The organism is Bacillota bacterium, assembly GCA_023511835.1.
Lineage (GTDB): Bacteria > Bacillota > Sulfobacillia > JAIMAT01 > JAIMAT01 > JAIMAT01.
Window position 1 is genome coordinate 1 of record JAIMAT010000040.1, and the last position, 18,111, is coordinate 18,111.

Annotated in this window: 13 protein-coding genes and 4 tRNA genes; 4 read left to right on the plus strand and 13 right to left on the minus strand. The window is 74.0% G+C overall.

Annotation, left to right across the window (positions count from 1 at the left end; genetic code table 11):
* Together K6U79_07180 and K6U79_07185 are read right to left on the minus strand one after the other, a co-directional pair.
* On the minus strand, nucleotides 1-1,141 hold a 1,141-nt coding region (locus tag K6U79_07180; protein ID MCL6522140.1), incomplete at its 3' end, for a cell wall metabolism sensor histidine kinase WalK.
* 4 nt (nucleotides 1,142-1,145) lie between these two features.
* A complete protein-coding gene (locus tag K6U79_07185; protein ID MCL6522141.1) occupies nucleotides 1,146-1,856 on the minus strand; it encodes a response regulator transcription factor in 711 nt (236 codons plus the stop codon).
* Between the two features lie 163 nt (nucleotides 1,857-2,019).
* Here K6U79_07185 and K6U79_07190 point away from each other — a divergent pair, with 163 nt between their 5' ends.
* Together K6U79_07190 and K6U79_07195 are read left to right on the plus strand one after the other, a co-directional pair.
* Complete coding sequence (locus K6U79_07190; protein ID MCL6522142.1) at nucleotides 2,020-3,549, plus strand: fatty acid--CoA ligase family protein; 1,530 nt, start codon at nucleotides 2,020-2,022, stop codon at nucleotides 3,547-3,549.
* Nucleotides 3,550-3,791: 242 nt separating this feature from the next.
* Nucleotides 3,792-5,066 (plus strand): sodium:calcium antiporter, encoded by a 1,275-nt coding sequence (locus K6U79_07195; GenBank protein ID MCL6522143.1) that lies wholly within the window; start codon nucleotides 3,792-3,794, stop codon nucleotides 5,064-5,066.
* Here K6U79_07195 and K6U79_07200 read toward each other — a convergent pair.
* The 8 genes from K6U79_07200 to K6U79_07235 all read right to left on the minus strand — a co-directional run bounded on the left by K6U79_07200 (nucleotide 5,047) and on the right by K6U79_07235 (nucleotide 11,964).
* Nucleotides 5,047-6,231: an acyl-CoA dehydrogenase family protein gene (locus K6U79_07200; protein ID MCL6522144.1), complete on the minus strand. Its 1,185-nt coding sequence runs from the start codon at nucleotides 6,229-6,231 to the stop codon at nucleotides 5,047-5,049. The two genes, K6U79_07195 and K6U79_07200, sit on opposite strands and share 20 nt — an antisense overlap.
* A 185-nt stretch (nucleotides 6,232-6,416) precedes the next feature.
* Nucleotides 6,417-7,823 carry an S-layer homology domain-containing protein gene (locus tag K6U79_07205; GenBank protein MCL6522145.1) on the minus strand — a complete coding sequence of 469 codons (1,407 nt, stop codon included), beginning with the start codon at nucleotides 7,821-7,823 and terminating at the stop codon, nucleotides 6,417-6,419.
* Nucleotides 7,824-7,981: 158 nt separating this feature from the next.
* Nucleotides 7,982-8,911 (minus strand): proline dehydrogenase family protein, encoded by a 930-nt coding sequence (locus tag K6U79_07210; GenBank protein ID MCL6522146.1) that lies wholly within the window; start codon nucleotides 8,909-8,911, stop codon nucleotides 7,982-7,984.
* Between the two features lie 244 nt (nucleotides 8,912-9,155).
* Complete coding sequence (locus K6U79_07215) at nucleotides 9,156-9,983, minus strand: LysM peptidoglycan-binding domain-containing protein (GenBank protein MCL6522147.1); 828 nt, start codon at nucleotides 9,981-9,983, stop codon at nucleotides 9,156-9,158.
* 201 nt (nucleotides 9,984-10,184) lie between these two features.
* On the minus strand, nucleotides 10,185-11,462 hold the full coding sequence (locus K6U79_07220) for a hypothetical protein (protein ID MCL6522148.1): 1,278 nt from the start codon (nucleotides 11,460-11,462) through the stop codon (nucleotides 10,185-10,187).
* 186 nt (nucleotides 11,463-11,648) lie between these two features.
* Nucleotides 11,649-11,724: transfer RNA gene (locus K6U79_07225), tRNA-Val, on the minus strand.
* Nucleotides 11,725-11,753: 29 nt separating this feature from the next.
* Nucleotides 11,754-11,828: transfer RNA gene (locus tag K6U79_07230), tRNA-Cys, on the minus strand.
* 59 nt (nucleotides 11,829-11,887) lie between these two features.
* Nucleotides 11,888-11,964, minus strand: a tRNA-Gly gene (locus K6U79_07235).
* A 225-nt stretch (nucleotides 11,965-12,189) separates the two neighbouring features.
* On the opposite strand from K6U79_07235, the gene K6U79_07240 reads away from it, so the two are divergent.
* Nucleotides 12,190-13,863, plus strand: a complete 1,674-nt coding sequence (locus K6U79_07240; GenBank protein ID MCL6522149.1) for a TIGR04190 family B12-binding domain/radical SAM domain protein — start codon at nucleotides 12,190-12,192, stop codon at nucleotides 13,861-13,863.
* On the opposite strand, the gene K6U79_07245 is transcribed toward K6U79_07240, so the two are convergent.
* From K6U79_07245 to K6U79_07255, 3 genes are all read right to left on the minus strand, one after another.
* Nucleotides 13,860-14,993 (minus strand): TIGR04053 family radical SAM/SPASM domain-containing protein, encoded by a 1,134-nt coding sequence (locus K6U79_07245; GenBank protein MCL6522150.1) that lies wholly within the window; start codon nucleotides 14,991-14,993, stop codon nucleotides 13,860-13,862. The genes K6U79_07240 and K6U79_07245 overlap by 4 nt on opposite strands.
* Before the next feature lie 355 nt (nucleotides 14,994-15,348).
* Nucleotides 15,349-17,022 (minus strand): S-layer homology domain-containing protein, encoded by a 1,674-nt coding sequence (locus K6U79_07250; protein MCL6522151.1) that lies wholly within the window; start codon nucleotides 17,020-17,022, stop codon nucleotides 15,349-15,351.
* A gap of 188 nt (nucleotides 17,023-17,210) precedes the next feature.
* Nucleotides 17,211-17,286 (minus strand) — tRNA-Phe (locus tag K6U79_07255).
* Nucleotides 17,287-17,530: 244 nt separating this feature from the next.
* Here K6U79_07255 and K6U79_07260 point away from each other — a divergent pair.
* A partial coding sequence (locus K6U79_07260; GenBank protein MCL6522152.1) for an ABC transporter substrate-binding protein occupies nucleotides 17,531-18,111 on the plus strand: 581 nt, incomplete at its 3' end.

The window sequence follows — 18,111 nt, forward strand, 5'->3', positions numbered from 1 at the left end:
CGGGGATCCCCCTTCCCGTGTCCTCGACCACCAGGAGGACGCCCGGCCGCTCCATGCGCGCCCCGGCGCGCGCCCGGACGCGGACGTGCCCCCCCTCGGGAGTGTACTTGATGGCATTGTCCACCAGGTTGCCCAGCAGCTGGCCGATGCGCTGCCGGTCCGCCTCCAGCTGGAGCCCCGCCTCCGTCTCCGCCTCCAGCTCCACGCCGTGCTGCCGTGCCAGGGGCCGGTAGCGCTCCGCCACCTCGCGCACCAGCTCCTCCACCGCGAAGGTCCGGTAGTTGAGCTCCACCTGGCGCGCCTCCAGCTGGGCCAAGTCGAGCAGCTCCTCCACCATGGCCGCGAGGCGGCGCGCTTCCCCCTCGATGATGCCGACGAACTCGCGGGCCAGGGCGGGGTCGTCGATGGCACCGTCCAGGAGCGTCTCCGTGAAGCCCAGGATGGAGGTGACCGGCGTCCGCAACTCGTGGGAGACGTTGGCCACGAAGTCGCGGCGCAGGCGCTCCCCCCGCCGGATGGAGCTGACGTCGTGCAGGACCAGGAGCGCCCCGCCGCGGCCCGCTTCCTCGCCCCGGGCCGGCTCCGCGGTCTCCCCGTCCGCGCCCTCCCGCGCCGACGCCGGGCCCCCGCCCAGGGGGACGCAGCGCGCCTCCAGGAAGCGGTCGCGGAAGGCCGGCGGCGTCACCTCCATGGACCGGGCGACCCCGTCGCGCAGCACCCCGTCCACCATCTCGCTCAGGCGGAAGTTCTGCGTCAGCTCGATGTGCGGCCGGCCGGCCTGGGCCCGCGACTTGCCCGTGCCCAGCAGCTCCGTCAGCGCGGGGTTGAAGAGGAGCGCGCGCCCCTCCCGGTCGACCAGCATCACACCCGTCGGCAGCGCCCCGAGCGACTCCTCCAGCAGCCGCGCGCGGCGCCGGCAGCCCTCCCCCTCCGCCTGCAGGTCGCGCAGGCGCCCCCGCACCAGGCGGACCAGGTCGAGCAGAGGCGCCGGGGCGGCCAGCTCCTCCTCCCGCGCCGCCCCGGCCAGCGCCGCCCGCCACCCCGCCAGGCCCGCCCGCCAGCGGCGCTCGCGCACGGCCCCGCCCAGCAGCGCGCCGGCCAGAAAGACCACCGCCCCCAGGAAGAGTCCCAGGGCCGACAAGCGCTCACCCCCCGAAGCGGTACCCGACGCCGCGGACGGTCCGGATCAGGACCGGATGCGACGGGTCCTCTTCCACCTTTTCGCGCAGGTGGCGGACGTGGACATCGACCACGCGCCGGTCGCCGAAGAAGTCCTCCCCCCAGACAGCCTCCAGCAGGCGGTCGCGCGAGAGCGCCTGCCCCGCGTGACGGGCGAGGAAGGCCAGGAGGTCGAACTCCTTGGGCGTCAGCCCGAGCTCCCGCCCCCCGCGCGTCACCCGGCGCCCGCTCAGGTCGATCACCAGCCCGTCGAAGCGAAGAGTCCGCTCCTCGCCTTCCTCGCCGATCTCGGTCGCCCGTCCCCCCTCCGCCTGGCGCTCCCAGCGCCGCAGGACGGCCCGGACGCGCGCCACCAGCTCCCGCGGCGAGAAGGGCTTGACGACATAGTCGTCGGCGCCCATCTCCAGCCCCAGCACGCGGTCCGCCTCGCCGCCCCGCGCCGTCAGGAAGAGAACCGGCAGCGGCCGCTCCGCCGTCATGCGCCTGTAGAGGTCGAAGCCGTCCGCATCGGGCAGCATCAGGTCGACGATGGCCAGGTCCGGCCGGCGGCGGCGCAGGATCTCCATCGCCTCGGCGCCGCTTCCGGCCAGCAGCGGCTCGAAGCCCGCCTTGCGCAGGTTGAACTCCAGCAGCTTCCGGATGGACGGCTCGTCGTCGACGACCAGCACCGCCGTCACGCGGACGCTCCGCCTCCCCCGGGAGGCGCTCCCCGGGCCGCCTCCCCTCTTTGCCCCCACGTTAGCAAAAGAGCCGTGAGCGCGGCAGGTAGGCGATCGCCCGCCCCCGTATTCTGGGCAGGAAGCGGGCGCCCGGGAGGGGCGCGGAGGGGGCGGCGGTCTGTTGCTGCGCCAGCGTCATCGGACAGGCCGGCGCGGGCCGGGCGGGGCTGCGGCGACGGCGGCACCGCGGCAGTCGTCGCGCTGGGCGGCGGCCGTCCTCGGCTGGGCGGAGCGCCGGCCGGGCGCTCCTGCCCTGGTGGAACCGGAGTCGACCCACTCGTACGGGCTCCTGGGAGAAGCGGCCCGGCAGGTGGCCGCTCTGCTTGGGCGGGCGGGCTGGGAAGCCGCCGGGCGGATGACGCCCGGGGCCCTGGCGCTGCCCAACGGCCTCCCGCTGGTCGCCTCGCTGCTGGCGGCGGCCGCCTCCGGGCGCCCCGTGGCGCTCCTGCCCGCCTCCCTCCCTCCGGCGGAGGCGGTGGAGCTGGCGGAGGCGGCCGGCGCCGCCTGGCTCCTCCTCCCTCTCTCAGCGCCGTCCGCCGGCCGGCCGGAGCTGGGGCGCAACGAGGCGCTTGGCCTCCGCCTCGAGAGGCTCGAGGGCGGCGGGCAGGGCTGGCGCGAGGGCGACCTGCTCGCCCAGCTCACCTCCGGCTCAGAGGAGAGCCCGCGCCTGGCCGTGCGGACGGACGCGGCGATCTGGAACGAGATCGTCGACTTCGCCGCCGACACCGGCGACCTGGCCCGGGCCACCCTGGTCTGCACCTCCCAGGCCCACTCCTACGCGCTGATCGGCGGGACGCTCACCCCCCTGGCGCTGGGCGGGCGTGCCGGGGTGGCGCCGTCTCCGGAGGCGGCGACGGTGCGACTCCTCCTGGAACGGGTGCGCCCGGCCCTCCTCTTCGGCGTGCCCCTGCTCTACCGGCGGCTCCTGGAGGAGCCGTCCGGCCGCGAGGCGCTGGCTCCTGCGGTGGGCCTTCTCAGCGCGGGCGCGCCGCTGGGGCGGCCGCTCCAGGAGGCCTTCCAGCGCGCCTACGGGCGGCGGATCGGCCAGGACTACGGCTCCACGGAAGCCGGCGTGATCGCCCTGCGCCTGGTCTGGAGCCCGGAGCTGGAGGCCTCCGTCGGCAAGCCGGTGCGCGGGCGGGTGGTGAGCGTGGTGGGCCGCGACGGCGAGCCGCTGCCGCCGGGGCACATCGGCGAGGTGGTGGTCCGCTCGCCGGCCCTGGCCCGCACCTACCTCGGCGCGGGCGGAGAGGAGCGGGCCCGCGCAGCAGGCCTCGACAGCGGACTCTGGCGGAGCGGCGACCTGGGTTGGATGGACGCCGAAGGCCACCTTTTCCTCGCCGGGCGGAAGAGCCAGATCGTGCGCGTCGCCGGCCGGGAGGTGGACACGCGCCGCCTGGAGGAGGCGCTGGAGGCCCATCCGGGCGTGCGCGAGGCGGCGGTGGTGGCGCTGGGACGGGCGGGCGCGGAGGGGGAGGCCAGCGGCCTGCGCCTGGTGGTGGCGGCCGAGCCGGGGGTGACGGAGGCCGAGCTGGTGGAGTGCTGCCGGAGAGCCGAGGGCGGCGGGCGGCTGCCGCTGGAGGTCCGCTTCCTGCCGGCGCTGCCGCGCACGCCGGCGGGCAAGATCCTCCGCCCCCGGCTGGCCCGCTAGCGCCGCCGGCGCCCGGCCTGTCCCGGCGCGGGCGGCCGGGATATAATGGCGACGTTGCGAGTAACTTGACCTTGTGAAGGGGAGTAGCTGCCGCCCGCCCGGGCGGTCGGTCCGGTCGCCAGCACGGGGCCTCCCCAGCGGAGCGCCACCCGGCCGGCCGTGCGATCTCTCGCAGGCGAGACCTTCACGCCGCGGTCGGCGTGGAGGCTCGGCCGCGGTGACGGTCGCAAGGAGGTCCGGCGGTGCATCCCGTTCCCGGCGGCGGGCGGCGAGCCGATCCGCCCTCTTCCCCCGATCCGTCCGGCTTCACACCGGGTGAGCGCAGGCAGCTGGCGGGACTGGCCCTGACGGCGCTGCCCTTCGCGGTCGTCCTTTTCGGAGGGCTCGGCCGCGAGAACCCGCTGGTGGTGGCGGCGGTCACCGGCCTGGCCATCGTGGCCGCCTCCATGTACCTTGCCTGGGCCGTGGAGGCGCTGGAGGGCGTCGTCTCGCAGGCGGTGGCGCTGGCCGTGCTGGCGCTCATCGAGGTGGCGCCCGAGTACTCCTTCTCAGTCATTCTCGCCTGGCAGCAGAGGTCCGACCTGGTCATCTCCTCGATGACCGGCTCCAACCGGCTCCTGCTGGGGCTGGGCTGGCCGGTCATCCTCTTCCTGGCCTGGCTCGGAGCGCGGCGGCGACGCCAGCCCTTCGACGGAATCCGCCTCTCCCGCCACCAGGCGGTGGAGATCCTCTTTCTCCTCATCGCCTCCGCCTACGCCTTCGTCATCGTGCTGCGCGGCAGCGTCACGCTGCTGGACAGCCTCCTTCTGACCGCGCTCTTCGCCGCCTACGTGCTGGCGGCGCTCCGCATGCCCCCTGGCGACGAGGCCGGGGAGCCGGCGGCGGGCATCGGCGGGAAGGTGCGGGCGCTGCCGCCGCTGCCGCGGGCGCTGGCGGTGGGCGGTTTCCTCCTCTTCGGGGCCTTCGTCATCTTCTTCGGGGCCGAGCCCTTCATCGACGGGGTCATCGGGGTGGCGAAGAACTTCGGGATCTCGCAGTTCTTTCTGATCCAGTGGGTGGCGCCCTTCCTCTCCGAGTTCCCGGAGAGCCTGACCGCCTTCCTCTGGGCCGCCACCGTGGTCCACGCGCCGCGGGCCATGGCCAACCTGGTCTCGTCCAAGCTGAACCAGTGGACGCTCCTCATCGCCTCCATCCCTGCCGCCTACAGTCTCAGCCTGGGCAGGCCGGCGGCCATGCCGCTCTCGGGGCTGGGCCAGGAGGAGCTGCTGCTGACGGCAGCCCAGTCGCTGCTGGGCGTCCTTCTGCTGACCGAGCTGCACTTCTCCAAGCTGGAGGCGGTCCTCCTCCTGGCGCTCTTCACCGTCCAGTTCGTCCTGCCGCTGGAGCCGGTACGCCTGGTCATCGCGGGCGTCTACCTGGCGCTGGCGGCGGTCTTTCTCCTCCGCCGCCTCCTCGGGGCGAGCCTCTTCGGCGAGCTGGCACGGGCGCTGGCCTCGCTCAGCCCGCAAAGGCGTTGAAGCCGGTGATCTCGCGACCGATGGCCAGCGTGTGCACCTCGTAGGTGCCCTCGTAGGTTTCGACCGTCTCCAGGTTGAGCATGTGCCGGATGGAGGCGTACTCCAGCGTGATGCCGCTGGCGCCCAGCAGGCCGCGCGCCTGGCGGGCGATCTCCAGCGCGCCGCGGGCGTTGTTCCGCTTGACCAGCGAGACCTGCAGCGGGTCGAGCCGGCCCGCCTCTTTCAGGCGGCCGATCTGGAGGGCGGAGAGCCGCATGGCGGCCAGCGTGGAGGCCATGGCCACCAGCCGCTCCTGGACCATCTGGCGGGCGGCGATGGGCGCACCGAAGCTCTCCCGCGTCCGCGCCCAGTCCAGCGCCTCGCGCAGGCAGGCGGAGGCCGCGCCCACCGTCCCCCAGGCGATGCCGTAACGCGCCTGGTCGAGGCAGGAGAGCGGTGCGCGCAGGCTCTCGGCACCCGGCAGGCGGGCCTCCTCCCCCACGCGCACGTCCTCGAGCCAGATGGCGCCGGTCTCGGAGCAGCGCATGGAGGCCTTGTGGTGGACCGTCTCCACGCGGAAGTTGGGCGTGCCGCGCTCCACCAGGAAGCCCAGCACCCGCCCCCGCCCCGTCTCGCGCTCCTCGCGTGACCAGATCACCGCCACGTCGGCGATGGGCGCGTTGGTGATCCACATCTTGCTGCCGGTGAGCCGCCAGCCGTCGCCGTCCCGCCGCGCCCGGGTCTGCATGGCGGCCGGGTCGCTGCCGGCGCCGGGTTCGGTCAGCCCGAAGCAGCCTACGGCCTCGCCCCGCGCCAGGGCGGGCAGCCAGCGGCGCCGCTGCTCCTCGGAGCCGAAGTCGTGGATGGCGTGCATGACGAGGCCGCCCTGGACCGAGGCGAAGCTGCGGATGCCCGAGTCGGCCCGCTCCAGCTCCTGCATGATCAACCCGTAGCCGACCGCCTCCATGCCCGCGCCGCCGTACTCCTCCGGCAGGTCGGCGCCCAAGAGCCCCAGCTGGCCCATGCGCGGCACCAGCTGGCGCGGGAACCGCCCCTCCTCCCAGGCCTCGCGGACCAGGGGCAGGACTTCCTGGTCGACGAAGCGGCGCACCGCCTCGCGGATCTGGCGCTCGTCCTCGCGCAACCCGTACTCGCTCTCCAGCAGGTCCAGCGGATCCAGCGGCATCCGAGTTCACTCCCCCGCACGGGTCGACTGGCCGCCAGCGCGGCCGCGAAGCTCTTTCGCGGCGCGAGGCGCGACTTCCTGGGACGGGGCGCCGGGAGACGGAAACGGCCGGCCCCGCACGGCTGCGAGGCCGGCCGGCGGGCGCCCGACGCGGGGCGGGCGCCCGCTTCAGGACGGAGGCCTTGCTACGGCTGGACGATGACCAGCGCCGAACCGTCCGCCAGCGCCTTCAGGTCGACGGTGACCGCCGTCCCAGCCTGGACGGTGGCCGGATCGACCATCTGGCCGTCACGGAAGGCGAGCGGATGCGAGCCCAGGTCGACCGAGGTGAAGGTGCCGTTCTGGTAGAGGGTGGTGGTGCCCCCCGTGGCCGGGCCCACCAGGTTACCCGAGAGGACGCTCACCGGCGAGGGCGGCGTGCTGCCGCTGACGGCGACGACGCGTCCCTGGGAGTCGAGGCCCAGGGTGACGCTCTCGCCCAGCAGGGAGGTCATCTGAGCCTGGCCCAGCGTCTGCCCGTTGAGCTGGACCGAGGCGCCAGGCAGGAGCGCATAGGTGGCCAGGCCGCTGCCCGAGCTGGCCCCCGGCGTGTAGACGGTCAGGGAGACCGAGGCGGCGTTCCAGCCCACCGCGTAACCCGTCACCGTCGAGACCGGGGCCGGCAGCGAGGGCGTCTGGACGGAGATGGAGATGACGTGGGCCGTGCTGTCGATGGTGACGGTCACCTGCGCGCCCACCGTCACGTCCTGTAGCGTGCCCGCCTGTCCGCCGGCGGTGACGGTCACGTCGGCGGCCAGCGGCAGGGTGATCGCGGTCCCGTCCGGCAGGCGGAGGCCCAGGCTGGAGGAGGTGACCGCCGTCACCGTCCCCGTCACCTGGCTACCCTGGGTGGCCGGCGGCGTAGCGGTCGAGCCCTGGCCCGCATTCTGGGCCACGGTCGCCAGGAAGAGCGCCAGCTCCGCCCGGGTCACCGGCCGGTTGGGCTGGTAGAGGTAGGCCAGGATGCCCTGGAAGTTGCCCTGCTGGACGTTCTGCGCCACCGCCTCCGCCGCCCACATCGGCGTCAGCATCCCGAAGGGGAGCTGGGAGAGGAGCGGCTGGATCTGATCGGCCGGCACCGCCGGGTAGTTGAAGGCCCGGGCGACGATGACCGCCAGCTGGGCCCAGGTGATCTTGCCCTGCGGCGCAAACTTGCCACCGGGGAAGCCCTGGAGGATGCCGTTCCGGGCCGCCACCGCCACCCAGGCGCGAGCCCAGCCGGGGATCTGGCCGGCGTCCTTAAAACCGGCCATCAGGCCCAGCTGCGTAGTGGTCGCCTGCCAGCCTAGCAGGCGTCCCAGCACGGTGGCCATCTCGGCGCGCGTCGTCAGCCCCGACGGGGCGAAGGTGGCCGGGCCGGTCCCCTGCAGGACGCCCTGCGCGGAGAGCGACTCGATGGCGGAGAGCGCCCAGGGGTATTCGGCCACGTCCTCGAACTCCATGCCCCCCCTGCCGTGGCCGTGGCCGTCCGCCAGCGAGACGCCCGGCGTGAGGCCGGCCATCAGCGCCAAGGCGGTGAGAACGGCGACCAGGCCCAGTGCCCGCTTCTTCACCTGCCTGTCACTCCTTTCGTCGGATCGTCCGTCATAGGCAGTTCGGAGCGGACCAGCCGGGTGGGTGGCACCGGCGAGGGCGGGCAGATTACGAAACGGTTACAAAGCGGGGAATCGCCGGCCCCGGGAACGGGCCGGGCGGATGCGGGCCGACGGAGTTACAGCGCCTCCGTCCGTCCCAGGAGGAGCCAGATGTCGGCCGGGCGCTCGGCCAGCCGGCGCATGAAGTAGGGGAACCAGGCGCGGCCGAAGGGGACGTAGAGGCGGACGGGCTCGCCCTCGGCCGCCAGGCGGCGCGAAAGCTCGGGCCGGATGCCGTAGAGCATCTGCCACTCGTAGCGGGAGCGCTCGACGCCCTCCCCGCCGAGCGCCTCGCGCAGCCTGCGGATGAGCTGGTCGTCGTGGGTGGCGATGGCCGTGAAGTTGCCGTTGGCGAGGCTGGCCAGGACCAGCCGCTGGAAGGCGCCGGCGATCTCCCGCCGGTCCTGCAGCGCCAGCGCCGGCGGCTCGGAGTAGGCGCCCTTGACGATGCGCACGGCCGGGCGGTACGGCGCCAGCGCCGTCAAGTCGTCCGGCGTACGGTGGAGATAGGCCTGCAAGACGACGCCCACGTTCTCCAGGCCGGCCTCGCGCAGCCTCCGGTAGAGGGCCAGGGTCCGGTCGACGTAAGGGGAGGACTCCATGTCGATCCAGACCAGGCGGCCGGAGGCGCCTGCGCGGCGGACTACCCCCTCCACCAGCCTCCGGCACTCGGCCTCGGAGAGGTCGATCCCGAAGCCGGTCAACTTGATGGAGACGTTGCTGTCCGGGAGACGCGCCTCGTCCAGTGCCCGGAGGATCTCGTCGTACTCGGCGGCCGAGGCGCGGGCGGCCTCCGCGCTCTCCACCGCCTCGGCCAGGTTGTCCAGCGTGACGCCGAGGCCCTCGGCGTTCAGCCGCGCCGCCCCGCGCACGGCACCGGCCAGGTCCTCGGCGATGACGAAACGGCGGGCCGCCCGGCTGAGGCCCCGCGTCTCCGCGAGCCGCGCGACGCGCCGGCTGGTTGCCAGCCGCTGGAAGATGGGCCGCAGGAGCGACTCCACCGCCATCCACTCCGCCTCCCCGGTGCGGCGCGCCCGCGCTCCGGGGGCAGGCCTCCCGGAGCGGGCCGCCTTTCACGTCTCGTCCAGAGAGCCATCTTGCACCTTGATGGCCTCCCGGTCCAGCGGCGCAGCCGCCTGCGGCCCCGCAAGGCGGGCCGGGAGGGCCCCCCGGGAGCCCTCCCGACCGCTTCCTGCGGGACGGCCGCCCCGCCGCCGCCCGGGTCCCGGAGGCTCCCCGGGGTTCCGGGCGTCAGAGGGCGAAGGTGACGTGGCCGATCTGGGCGCTGACGGGGAGGCTGAGCAGATACGGGTTGCCGATCTCGCCGGTCGCCCAGAAGTAGAGGGCGCCCCCGGTGGGGTCGACGCCCGCCAACGCCTCGTCCACCGCCTGGTAGGCCGTCGCGGTGGCCGGCCGGTTGATCCAGCCGTTGAGGACGGGGGTGAACTGGTAGTTGCCCCAGGCATCGACCTGGTAGATGACCCCCGTCACCGTGTCGGGGAAGAGCGGGCTCCGTACGCGGTTGAGCACCACCGCCGCCACCCCCACCTGCGCCAGGAAGGGCTCTCCGCCCGCCTCGGCGGTCACCAGGCGCGCCAGCAGGTCGCGCTCGCCGGGCGCCAGCTGCACCACCGTCTTCCCGCCGCTCGTAGCCGGGCCCGCGACCGGGCCGGCCTGGCCGGCGCCGCCCGCCGCCGTGGCGCCGGCCGCCCCGCTCGCGCTCGCGCCGCCCGGGATGGAGAGGACCTGGCCCGGGTAGATCCAGCTGGAGGTCAGCCCGTTGGCTAGCTGGATGGCGCCCACCGTCACGCCGAAGCGCTGCGCGATGAGCCAGAGCGTGTCTCCCGGCCGGACCGTGTAGACGGCGCCCGGGCCGGGCAGAAGAAGCCGCTGGCCCGGGTAGATCCAGCTGCTGGTCAGGCCATTGGCGCTCATGATGGCACGGTAGTCGACGCCGTTGCGCACGCCGATGGTGTAGAGCGTGTCGCCGGGTTGGACCGTGTAGAAGCTCGTCGCCTGCGCCGGCTGGGCGGGAAGGAAGGTCGCGACCGCCAAGCCGGCGAGGGCGACGGGCAGCATCCAGGCGCGCAGGAGCCGCGCCACGCCCGAGCCTGCCCGCCTCTGCCTGCCGGTCAAAGGCACCACCTCTTCCGTCGTGGGATGGGAAGGGTTCCCCCGACCGGGGCCGGAAGGAGGACCCATGGGCAAGTCTAGGAAGCGGAGGCGTTCCCGTCTGTATGGAAGAGGTGGAAGAATGCGAGAGACCCGCCGTCTTCCGGTTCAGTTGCCGCAGATGGCCGGCGGCGAGTGCGGAGCGCCCGCCCCCGGTCCTGGGCCCGTCCAGGTGCGGCCGCCGTCGAGGGTGATCCAGAGGATGGCACCGCCGCCCGTCCCTTGTGCTCCGCGCACCACGGCCCAGCCCCAGGAGGGGTCGACGAAGCCGAGTTCCGTCACGCCCGCCAGACTCTGCTCCGGGTGGACGGTCGTCCAGCTCTCCCCGCCGTCGTCCGTCCGGTAGAGGTCGACTCCGTCCGTGACGACCACGTGCTCACCGTCGATGATGCTGTATGCTGGGGACGGCCCCTCGGCCCGGAAGCGGACGGGGGTGGAGGGCGTCCAGGTCCGGCCGCCGTTACGGGTGCGGTAGAGCACGAAGCCCTGACCGGTGTAGACGACCGGGAGCACGCCCTCCCCGGCCGTCGAGAAGACGGGCGGGTAGCTGACACCCGCGCCGCCGTCCGCATGGAAGCCCGCAGGCACCGGAATCGTCTGCCGCGACCATGTCCTGCCGCCGTCCGCCGAGCGGTAGAGAAGGACGCCGGGGCCCGCCCAGGAGCCGGTCACCCGGATGTGGTCGGGGTCGGCAGAGGCGATACCCGTCTTGGTGCCTTCCAGGAGCGCGGAGCCCGGGTTGGCACGGCTGGCCGGCTCGGTGCGGGCGATTTCGGTCCAGCTGGTGCCGCCGTCGCCCGACTGGAGGATCGAGACGAGCTCGCTTCCTGCGGCTCCGTTGCGGTGGACCAAAATCCATCCCGTGAGCCTGCCGGCGAAGCGGACGTCGGCGACGCCCCCGAGGCGGAGCAGGGTGGCGGCCCAACTCCGGCCGCCATCGACAGTCCGGTAGAGGACGGCCGGCGCGGCGGGATCGGCGGGAGTCCGCAGCGCCCAGGCGGTGTGAAGATCCAGGAAATACCCGTTCCATGAGGCCTCCGTCGCAGCGCCTCCCACCTTCGGCGTCACATCCGTCCAGGAGGCGCCGCCGTCCTCCGTGCGCAGGATCCCGTTCCGGCCGGTCGCCCAGCCGTTCCTCCGATCCAGGAAGCGCACCCGCTCGATGGCACCGAGGTCGGCGAGGCGGGCCCCTCCCGCGTTTTCCAGGGGCGGGCCGGGCGGCTCCGAGGCCGGAGCGCCCCTGCCCGGCGTCGCCGGCGCCTGCGCAGGTGGCCGCATCTGCGCCGGCAGCCGCGTCTGCGCCGGCGAACAGCCGGAGAGGAGGACCGCCAGCGCCAGGGCGGTCGCCGTCGCCCAGGCCGAAGGGTCGCGCCCGTAACGGCTCACCGTACCACCTCCGTGCGCGCCGGGTCGCCGGCCGGCGTCCGCGGATCATGACGGGCACGGCGTGCCACCGGTTCCGCAGCTCGACGGCCGCGGGGTCGGGCGCTTCCGCGGCGGCGGGGCGGGCGAGCGACGCCCGGGACGCGACGAAAAGAGCCCCGAGGCCTCGCGCCCCGGGGCTCTGGAAGATGGTGGGCGGTAGAGGACTTGAACCTCTGACCCCGTGTACGTCAAACACGTGCTCTGCCAACTGAGCTAACCGCCCGGAAGGATCCCGCTCTCGCGGCGACGCGCTGGAGGCGACGGGCGGATTCGAACCGCCGAATTGAGGTTTTGCAGACCTCTGCCTTGCCACTTGGCTACGTCGCCCAGAAAACCGGCCCGCCGTCCGCCGGCGGGTCGTCCATCCCGAGAAGCGGTCCAAACTCTGGAGCGGGAAACGGGACTCGAACCCGCGGCCTCCACCTTGGCAAGGTGGCGCTCTAGCCAACTGAGCTATTCCCGCCCGCCTGCGGAGGGGATTGTAGCACGCGGCGCCGGGCGGGCGCAACGCGCCACCGGCTCCTCCCGCGCCCGCCCGAAGCAACTCGGACGGCCGACGGGCCCCAGGGGGCGGGCGACCCGGCCCGGCGTCGGGCAAGACCGGGCGGCGGCCGGATGCTCCCGCGTCGGCCGCGCCGCTACAAAGGCAAAGAGGAGAGATCGCCTTCTCCGCGAGGAAGGGTGCGACATGCGAGCGGACGTCGTCCTTCTCCACCCGCCGGCCGTCTTCGACTTCCGCGAGCGCCCGCGCCTCTGGGGGCCGCTGGCCGACGTCGTCCCCTCCAGCTCCGTCTTCGAGATGTACCCCGTGGGCGAGACCAGCCTCTTGGAGCGCCTGGAGCGGGCGGGCTACCGGGTGGCGCTGGTCAACGTCGCCAACCGCATGCTGGCCGACGAGGGCTACGACGTCGACGCGCACCTGCGCCGGCTGCAGGCGCCGGTCTTCGGCATCGACCTGCACTGGCTCCCGCACGCGCAGGGCGCCATCGAGCTGGCGCGCCGGGTGAAGGAGGCCCATCCCGCTTCCTGGGTCGTGCTGGGCGGGCTGACCGCCACCTGGTTCCACCGCGAGATCCTGGAGCGCTACCCCTGGATCGACGCCGTCCTGCGCGGGGACAGCACGGAGGAGCCCATGCTCCGGCTGGTGCGCGCCCTCCTGGAGGGGCGCGGCGCCCTGGCGGAGGTGCCCAACCTGAGCTACCGGCTGGCGCGGCCGGCCAGGAAGCCCTCCGCCGGCGCCGAGATCCGCGTCAACCCGCTCGTCCACGTACCCGGCTCGCTGGACGGCCTGCGCCTGCCCGCCTACGACGCGGTGGTCCGCGCGGCGCTCCGGCAGCGCTCCATCGCCGACGTCGAGCCCTACCACGGCTGGCGGAACTACCCGACGACCATGCTCCTGACGCTGCGCGGCTGCACCCAGTCCTGCATCCTCTGCGGCGGCTCGCGCCAGGCCTACCGGAGGCTCTGCGCGCGCACGGCGCCCGCCTTCCGCTCCGCCGAGGACCTGGCCGCCGACGTCGCCAGCATCGCGCGCATCAGCCGCCACCCCATCTTCGTGGTGGGCGACCCGCGCCTCGGCGGGCGCGCGCGCTGGGAGCGCCTGCTCGCCCTCTGGCGGCGCCTGCCGCCGCGGAACGAGCTGGTCTTCGAGCTCTTCGGCCCGGCGGACGAGCGCTTCTTCGCCGGACTGGCCGAGGCCGTCCCGCGCTGGAGCCTGGAGCTGAGCATCGAGTCGCAGGATCCGGCGCTGCGCGCGCTCAACCGCAAGTTCGCCTGTCCCGACGCGGCCGTGGAGGCCACCGTGCGCGCGGCGCTGGCGCACGGCGCGCGCAAGGTCGACCTCTTCTTCATGACCGGCCTCGCCGGGCAGGACCGCGAGAGCGCGCTGGCCATCGTCCCCTACGCGCGCCGCCTCGCCGAGGCGAGCGGCGGCGACCGCCGCTTCGAGCCCTTCGTGGCGCCACTGGGACCCTTCCTGGATCCGGGCTCCACCGTCTGGACGGATCCGGACCGCTACGGCTACCGCCTCTTCTACCGGACGCTGGAGGAGCACCGCCGGGCGCTCTCGCAGCGGACGTGGCGCCAGCTTCTGGGCTACGAGACGCGCTGGCTCTCCCGCGCCGCCATCGTCGACGCCACCTACGAGGTGGCGCTGGGCCTCAACGAGTTGAAGCGCGCCTACGGCGCCACCAGCGAGGAGGCGGCCGAGCGGGTGCGGCGGACGGCGGGGCGCGAGCGGCTCCTTCTCGACCGGCTCGAAGGGGAGCAAGCGCACCACCCCGGGGAGGCCGCCCCGTTCCCCGCCGGCCTTCCCGGCGGCGGCAGCCTCTGCGATCCGGCCGAGCTGACCTGGCCCGCCTAGTGCGCCCGCGCGGCCGCCGCCGCGCGCGGGTCGGGGATGTACGTGCAGAACGGGTCGGCCTCCAGCCAGTCGCCGGTGACCGCGTAGGCGCGCGCCCGGGAGCCGCCGCAGAGCCGCCGGAACTCGCAGTAGCCGCACTTCCCCCGGAAGCGGTCGGGATCGCGCAGCGCCTGCAGCACGGGCGAGCCGCGATAGATCTCGGCCAGCGGAGCCTCGCGCACGTTGCCCACCACCACCGGCAGGAAGCCGGACGGGTAGACCTCGCCCACGTGCGAGACGAACAGGAAGCCGTTCCCGTCCCAGACGGGCCGGCTGCTCCTGCGCACGCCCGCCAGCTCCTGCCGCCCGGCCTCGGTCGCCGCCACCAGCGCCTCCGCCGCCTCGTCCTCGCCCGCCGGCGCGGCGCCCGCCGCGGCCAGGCGCATCGCCCGGATGCGCCGGATCTGCGGTCCCTCCGTCGTCTTGATGTCGTAGGGCGCCTGGCGGCTCAGCCCGTCCAGCCAGAGCAGGACCCGCTCGTGCTCCTCGGGCGAGAGCAGATCCGCGAGCCGCGCCCGCCCCGTGGGGATCAGGAAGAAGAGGCTCCACCGGACGGCGCCCAGACGCCCCACCAGTTCGGCCAGCGCCGGCAGATCGTCGACGTTGAAGCGGCTGACGGTGGTGTTCAGCTGGAGCGGGATTCCCAGCTCGCGCAGCCAGCCGATCCGCTCCATGGTCCGGTCGAAGGTGCCGCGGATACCACGGAAGCGGTCGTGGATCTCGGGCCGCGAGCCGTCCAGGCTGAAGGCCCAGTGGGCCAGGCCCGCCTCGCGCAGCTCCCGCATCCGCTCGAAGGTGACCTTGGGGGTGGCGCTGGGCGTGATGGAGGTAACCAGCCCGCGCTCCCGCGCGTAGCGGACGACCTCCACCAGGTCGTCGCGCTCCATGGGGTCGCCGCCGGTCAGGACGAAGAGCGGCCGGCCCATCTCCGCCAGCTGGTCGACCAGCGCGAAGGCTTCCTCCGTGCTCAGCTCATCGGGATGGCGCCGGCGGACCGCCCGCGCCCGGCAGTGGCGGCAGGCCAGCTGGCAGGCGCGAGTGGTCTCCCAGATCACGATGTACGGCCGGCGGTCGAAGTCGGGGCCCGTCATGACGGTCCGCTTCCTTTCGCGGGTGGGCGGAAGGAGGCCTGCCCGCGTCCCGGGCCCGAAGGCCCCCCGCCGCGCTCCCGGTCTCGCTCTCGCCCCCGAGCCTAGGACCGCCCAGGTCGCCTCCGCCGTGACCGCGGTCACATCCGGCCCGCGGACCGGGGTGCAAGAGGAGGTGCCGTGGCCGAATCCCGCACGGCGCCTCGACTGCGCCGGTCGAGCAGGGGGGAGTCGAAGCGCCCGCAGATCGCCTCCCAGACACGTGCGGCAAGCCCTGGTGGCGGCTTCGGCTTCCGGGGCAGGATGCCGCCGGCGGCGGCATGGCCCACTTCCACCGCCATCGTCGTCAGCCCCGCCTTCACGGACCCGTCGCTCCGCCGGACTCCAGCCAGCCCGCCCAGAGCCAGGGCCCCATCGCCGTCTGCCAGGCGGCGACCACCACCAGGTGGCTCCCCGCCTCCAGCGAAGGAAGCCCTGCCCGGAGCGCCGCCTCCGTCGTCCCCAGGTCGCGTTCCACGCGCACCGGCCGGCCGTCGATCCAGAGGCGGAAGACCGCGGCGAATCGGAGGACCCCCGGCTCCAGCCGCAACGTACCCGGCGACGTGACCGGACCTGCGATCATGGCCACCTGGCGCGGGTCGAAGAGGCGAGCCGTCAGCCCGCCGGCCTCCGGGTAGTCGAGCTCCTGGTCGAGCGCCCAGCGCCCCCCGCTCTGGAGGCTCCAGTGGCTGGCCCACGCCCGGCCGGAGGCGGCGTCGCCCAGCACCACCACCGCCGAGCCCGGCGCGTCCGCGAAGGCGGCCACCACCGGTTGCCCGTCCCAGGGAGCCCACAGCTCCGCCAGCGACTGCCAGTCCGAAGGGCTGTAGTACTGCGACCGGCCCGGCGAGACCCACTCGCCCAGGCTCTCCGCCCCCGCCGTCCCGCCCGTCGCCGGGAGCGTCGCCGCCGCGTGGGCAAGCGCCGTCGCCGCCTGGGCGGCGGGGGCCAGGGAGGGATCGAGCCGGGGATCCTGCCCGGGGGCGGGCCATCGGCGGGCGCTCGCGTCCAGCAACACCGCGCTCTGGAGCACCTCCCTCCCCGAGGCGTCCACCGCCCCCTGCAGGGCGAAGAGGCGCTCCAGGAAGAGCTCCGGTACGAGGAGTCGCCCGTTCTCCCAGAGCGGAGAGAAGCCCAGGAGGTCGCTGGAACCGTTGGAGAACCGGACCCGGTCGGAGCCCGCCCTCAGCTCGGCGCTGGCACCGCCCGGCGGCGTCAGGGTCAGCGTCCGCCGCGCCGGGTCGAGCCGCCAGGCGACGCCCGCCCGCTCCAGAAGCGGCACCGGGTCGAGGCCGGCTCCCTTCGCCCGGTCGCGCAGGTACTGGCGCACCCGCTCGGCGACGGCGACCGCCTCGGCGCGGGTGATCGCCGCCTGCGGACGCAGGCGCCCGTCGGGATAGCCGAGCACCAGGCCGGCCCTCTCCGCCTCCGCCACCGCCGTGCGCAACGCCACAGGCACCTCCGCCCAGTCGCGGAAGCTGAGGCCGGGCGGGAAACTCTGCGGCAGGTCGAGCGCCCGCGCCGCCCATGCGGCCACCTCGGCGCGCGTGGCGGGCGCCTCCACGGGCAGCGGAAGGTCCTGCTCGTTCGGGAGCAGCCAGCCTTCCTGCGCCACCGCGGCCGCCCAGCCCTGCCGGACGAACCCGTCGCCCGCCGGCGCGGCCACCTGCTTCGCGACCATCGCCAAGTCGCTGGCTCCGACCGCGCCGGAGCTCGCCGCGGGGCCCGCCTCGGGCGCCAGGGTGACCGCCGCCGCCAGAAGCTTGAGCGCCTCCGCCCGGCTGACCGGGGCTTCCGGCCGGAAGGTCCCGTCCGGGTAGCCCTGGACGATCCCGTCCCGCACGGCGTTCTCCACGACCTGAGCCGCCCACGAGCCCTGCAGGTCCCTGAAGGGCGCCGCCGCCTGCGCGCCCTCCGGAAGCAGGAGGAAGCCTGCGAAGGCCAGCGCCGCCCCGAGCAACCCGCACCGGACATGGCGACCGCGTCCCGCCACCCTCCTCGCCACCTTCCTGCTCCTCTTCCCGCATCCCCTTCGCTCCCGCCGGGCTGCGCTCGCACGCCCCCCGCCGTCCAGCCGTACGCCACACCCTCCCGGGCAGCAGTTTGGCGGCGGCGGCCGGCCCAGGCCGGGAAAACGAGGAGGCGCCGTGCCCGGAGTCCAGCACGGCGCCTCGATTTTCCTGGTGGCGCAGGGCGGAGTCGAACCGCCGACACGCGGATTTTCAGTCCGCTGCTCTACCAGCTGAGCTACCGCGCCAAAGGGCTTGCGGCCTGAGTGTACGACGCCTCCGCGGGGCGCTTCAAGCCCGGCCGGGGGAGGCGTGACGACCGCGGCCGGCGGCGGATGTGCCTACGATTTCCGGCTTCCCGGAAAGAGACCTGTTCGGCGGCCGGAAGGAGACCTTTTCGTCGGCCCCGAATAGGGATCCGACCCGAACGGGCAGGGCCAAGGGAGTTCCGCATCGCACCCTGGGTATTCGCTAGACGGGGAGGTCGAAGAGTTGTTCCGCATCGGTCGGAGCCAGCGATTCTGGCAGCGAGTCTTCCTCGGTATGGCGTTCTTCGGCATCGTAGCCAGCGCAGGATGCGGGGGCAGCGGCGGCGGGAGTGCGCAGACCGGGACGGGACAGGCCAACAGCCCCATCAAGGTCGGCTTCAATTTCGAGCTGACGGGCTCCATCGCCACCTTCGGGCAGCACACCATGCAGGGTGCGCAGATGGCGCTGGATGAGATCAATGCCAAGGGCGGCATCCTCGGGCGGAAGCTGGAGGCCGACAAGCTGGACAACAAGGGGGATAACGGCGAGTCGACCAACGTCACCGAGCGCCTGGTCAGCGACGGCGTGGTGGCCATCATCGGGCCGGCGACCACAGGCGACTCGCTGGGCGCGGTACCGGTGGTCACCGACTCCAAGATCCCCATGATCGCCACCTCCGCGACGGCGGCAGCCGTCACCGTCGACCCCAACACCCAGAAGGTGCGCGACTGGGTCTTCCGCGTCTGCTTCATCGACCCGGTCCAGGGGACGGTGGGCGCCGACTTCGCCTACCAGCAGCTGAACGCCCGCAAGGCGGTCATCCT

Coding starts and splice junctions, on each gene's coding strand:
- K6U79_07240 (MCL6522149.1), top strand. CDS start 12,190: ATGCGAGCGGACGTCGTCCTTCTCCACCCGCCGGCCGTCTTCGACTTC.
- K6U79_07245 (MCL6522150.1), bottom strand. CDS start 14,993: ATGACGGGCCCCGACTTCGACCGCCGGCCGTACATCGTGATCTGGGAG.
- K6U79_07200 (MCL6522144.1), bottom strand. CDS start 6,231: ATGCCGCTGGATCCGCTGGACCTGCTGGAGAGCGAGTACGGGTTGCGC.
- K6U79_07210 (MCL6522146.1), bottom strand. CDS start 8,911: ATGGCGGTGGAGTCGCTCCTGCGGCCCATCTTCCAGCGGCTGGCAACC.
- K6U79_07215 (MCL6522147.1), bottom strand. CDS start 9,983: ATGCTGCCCGTCGCCCTCGCCGGCTTGGCGGTCGCGACCTTCCTTCCC.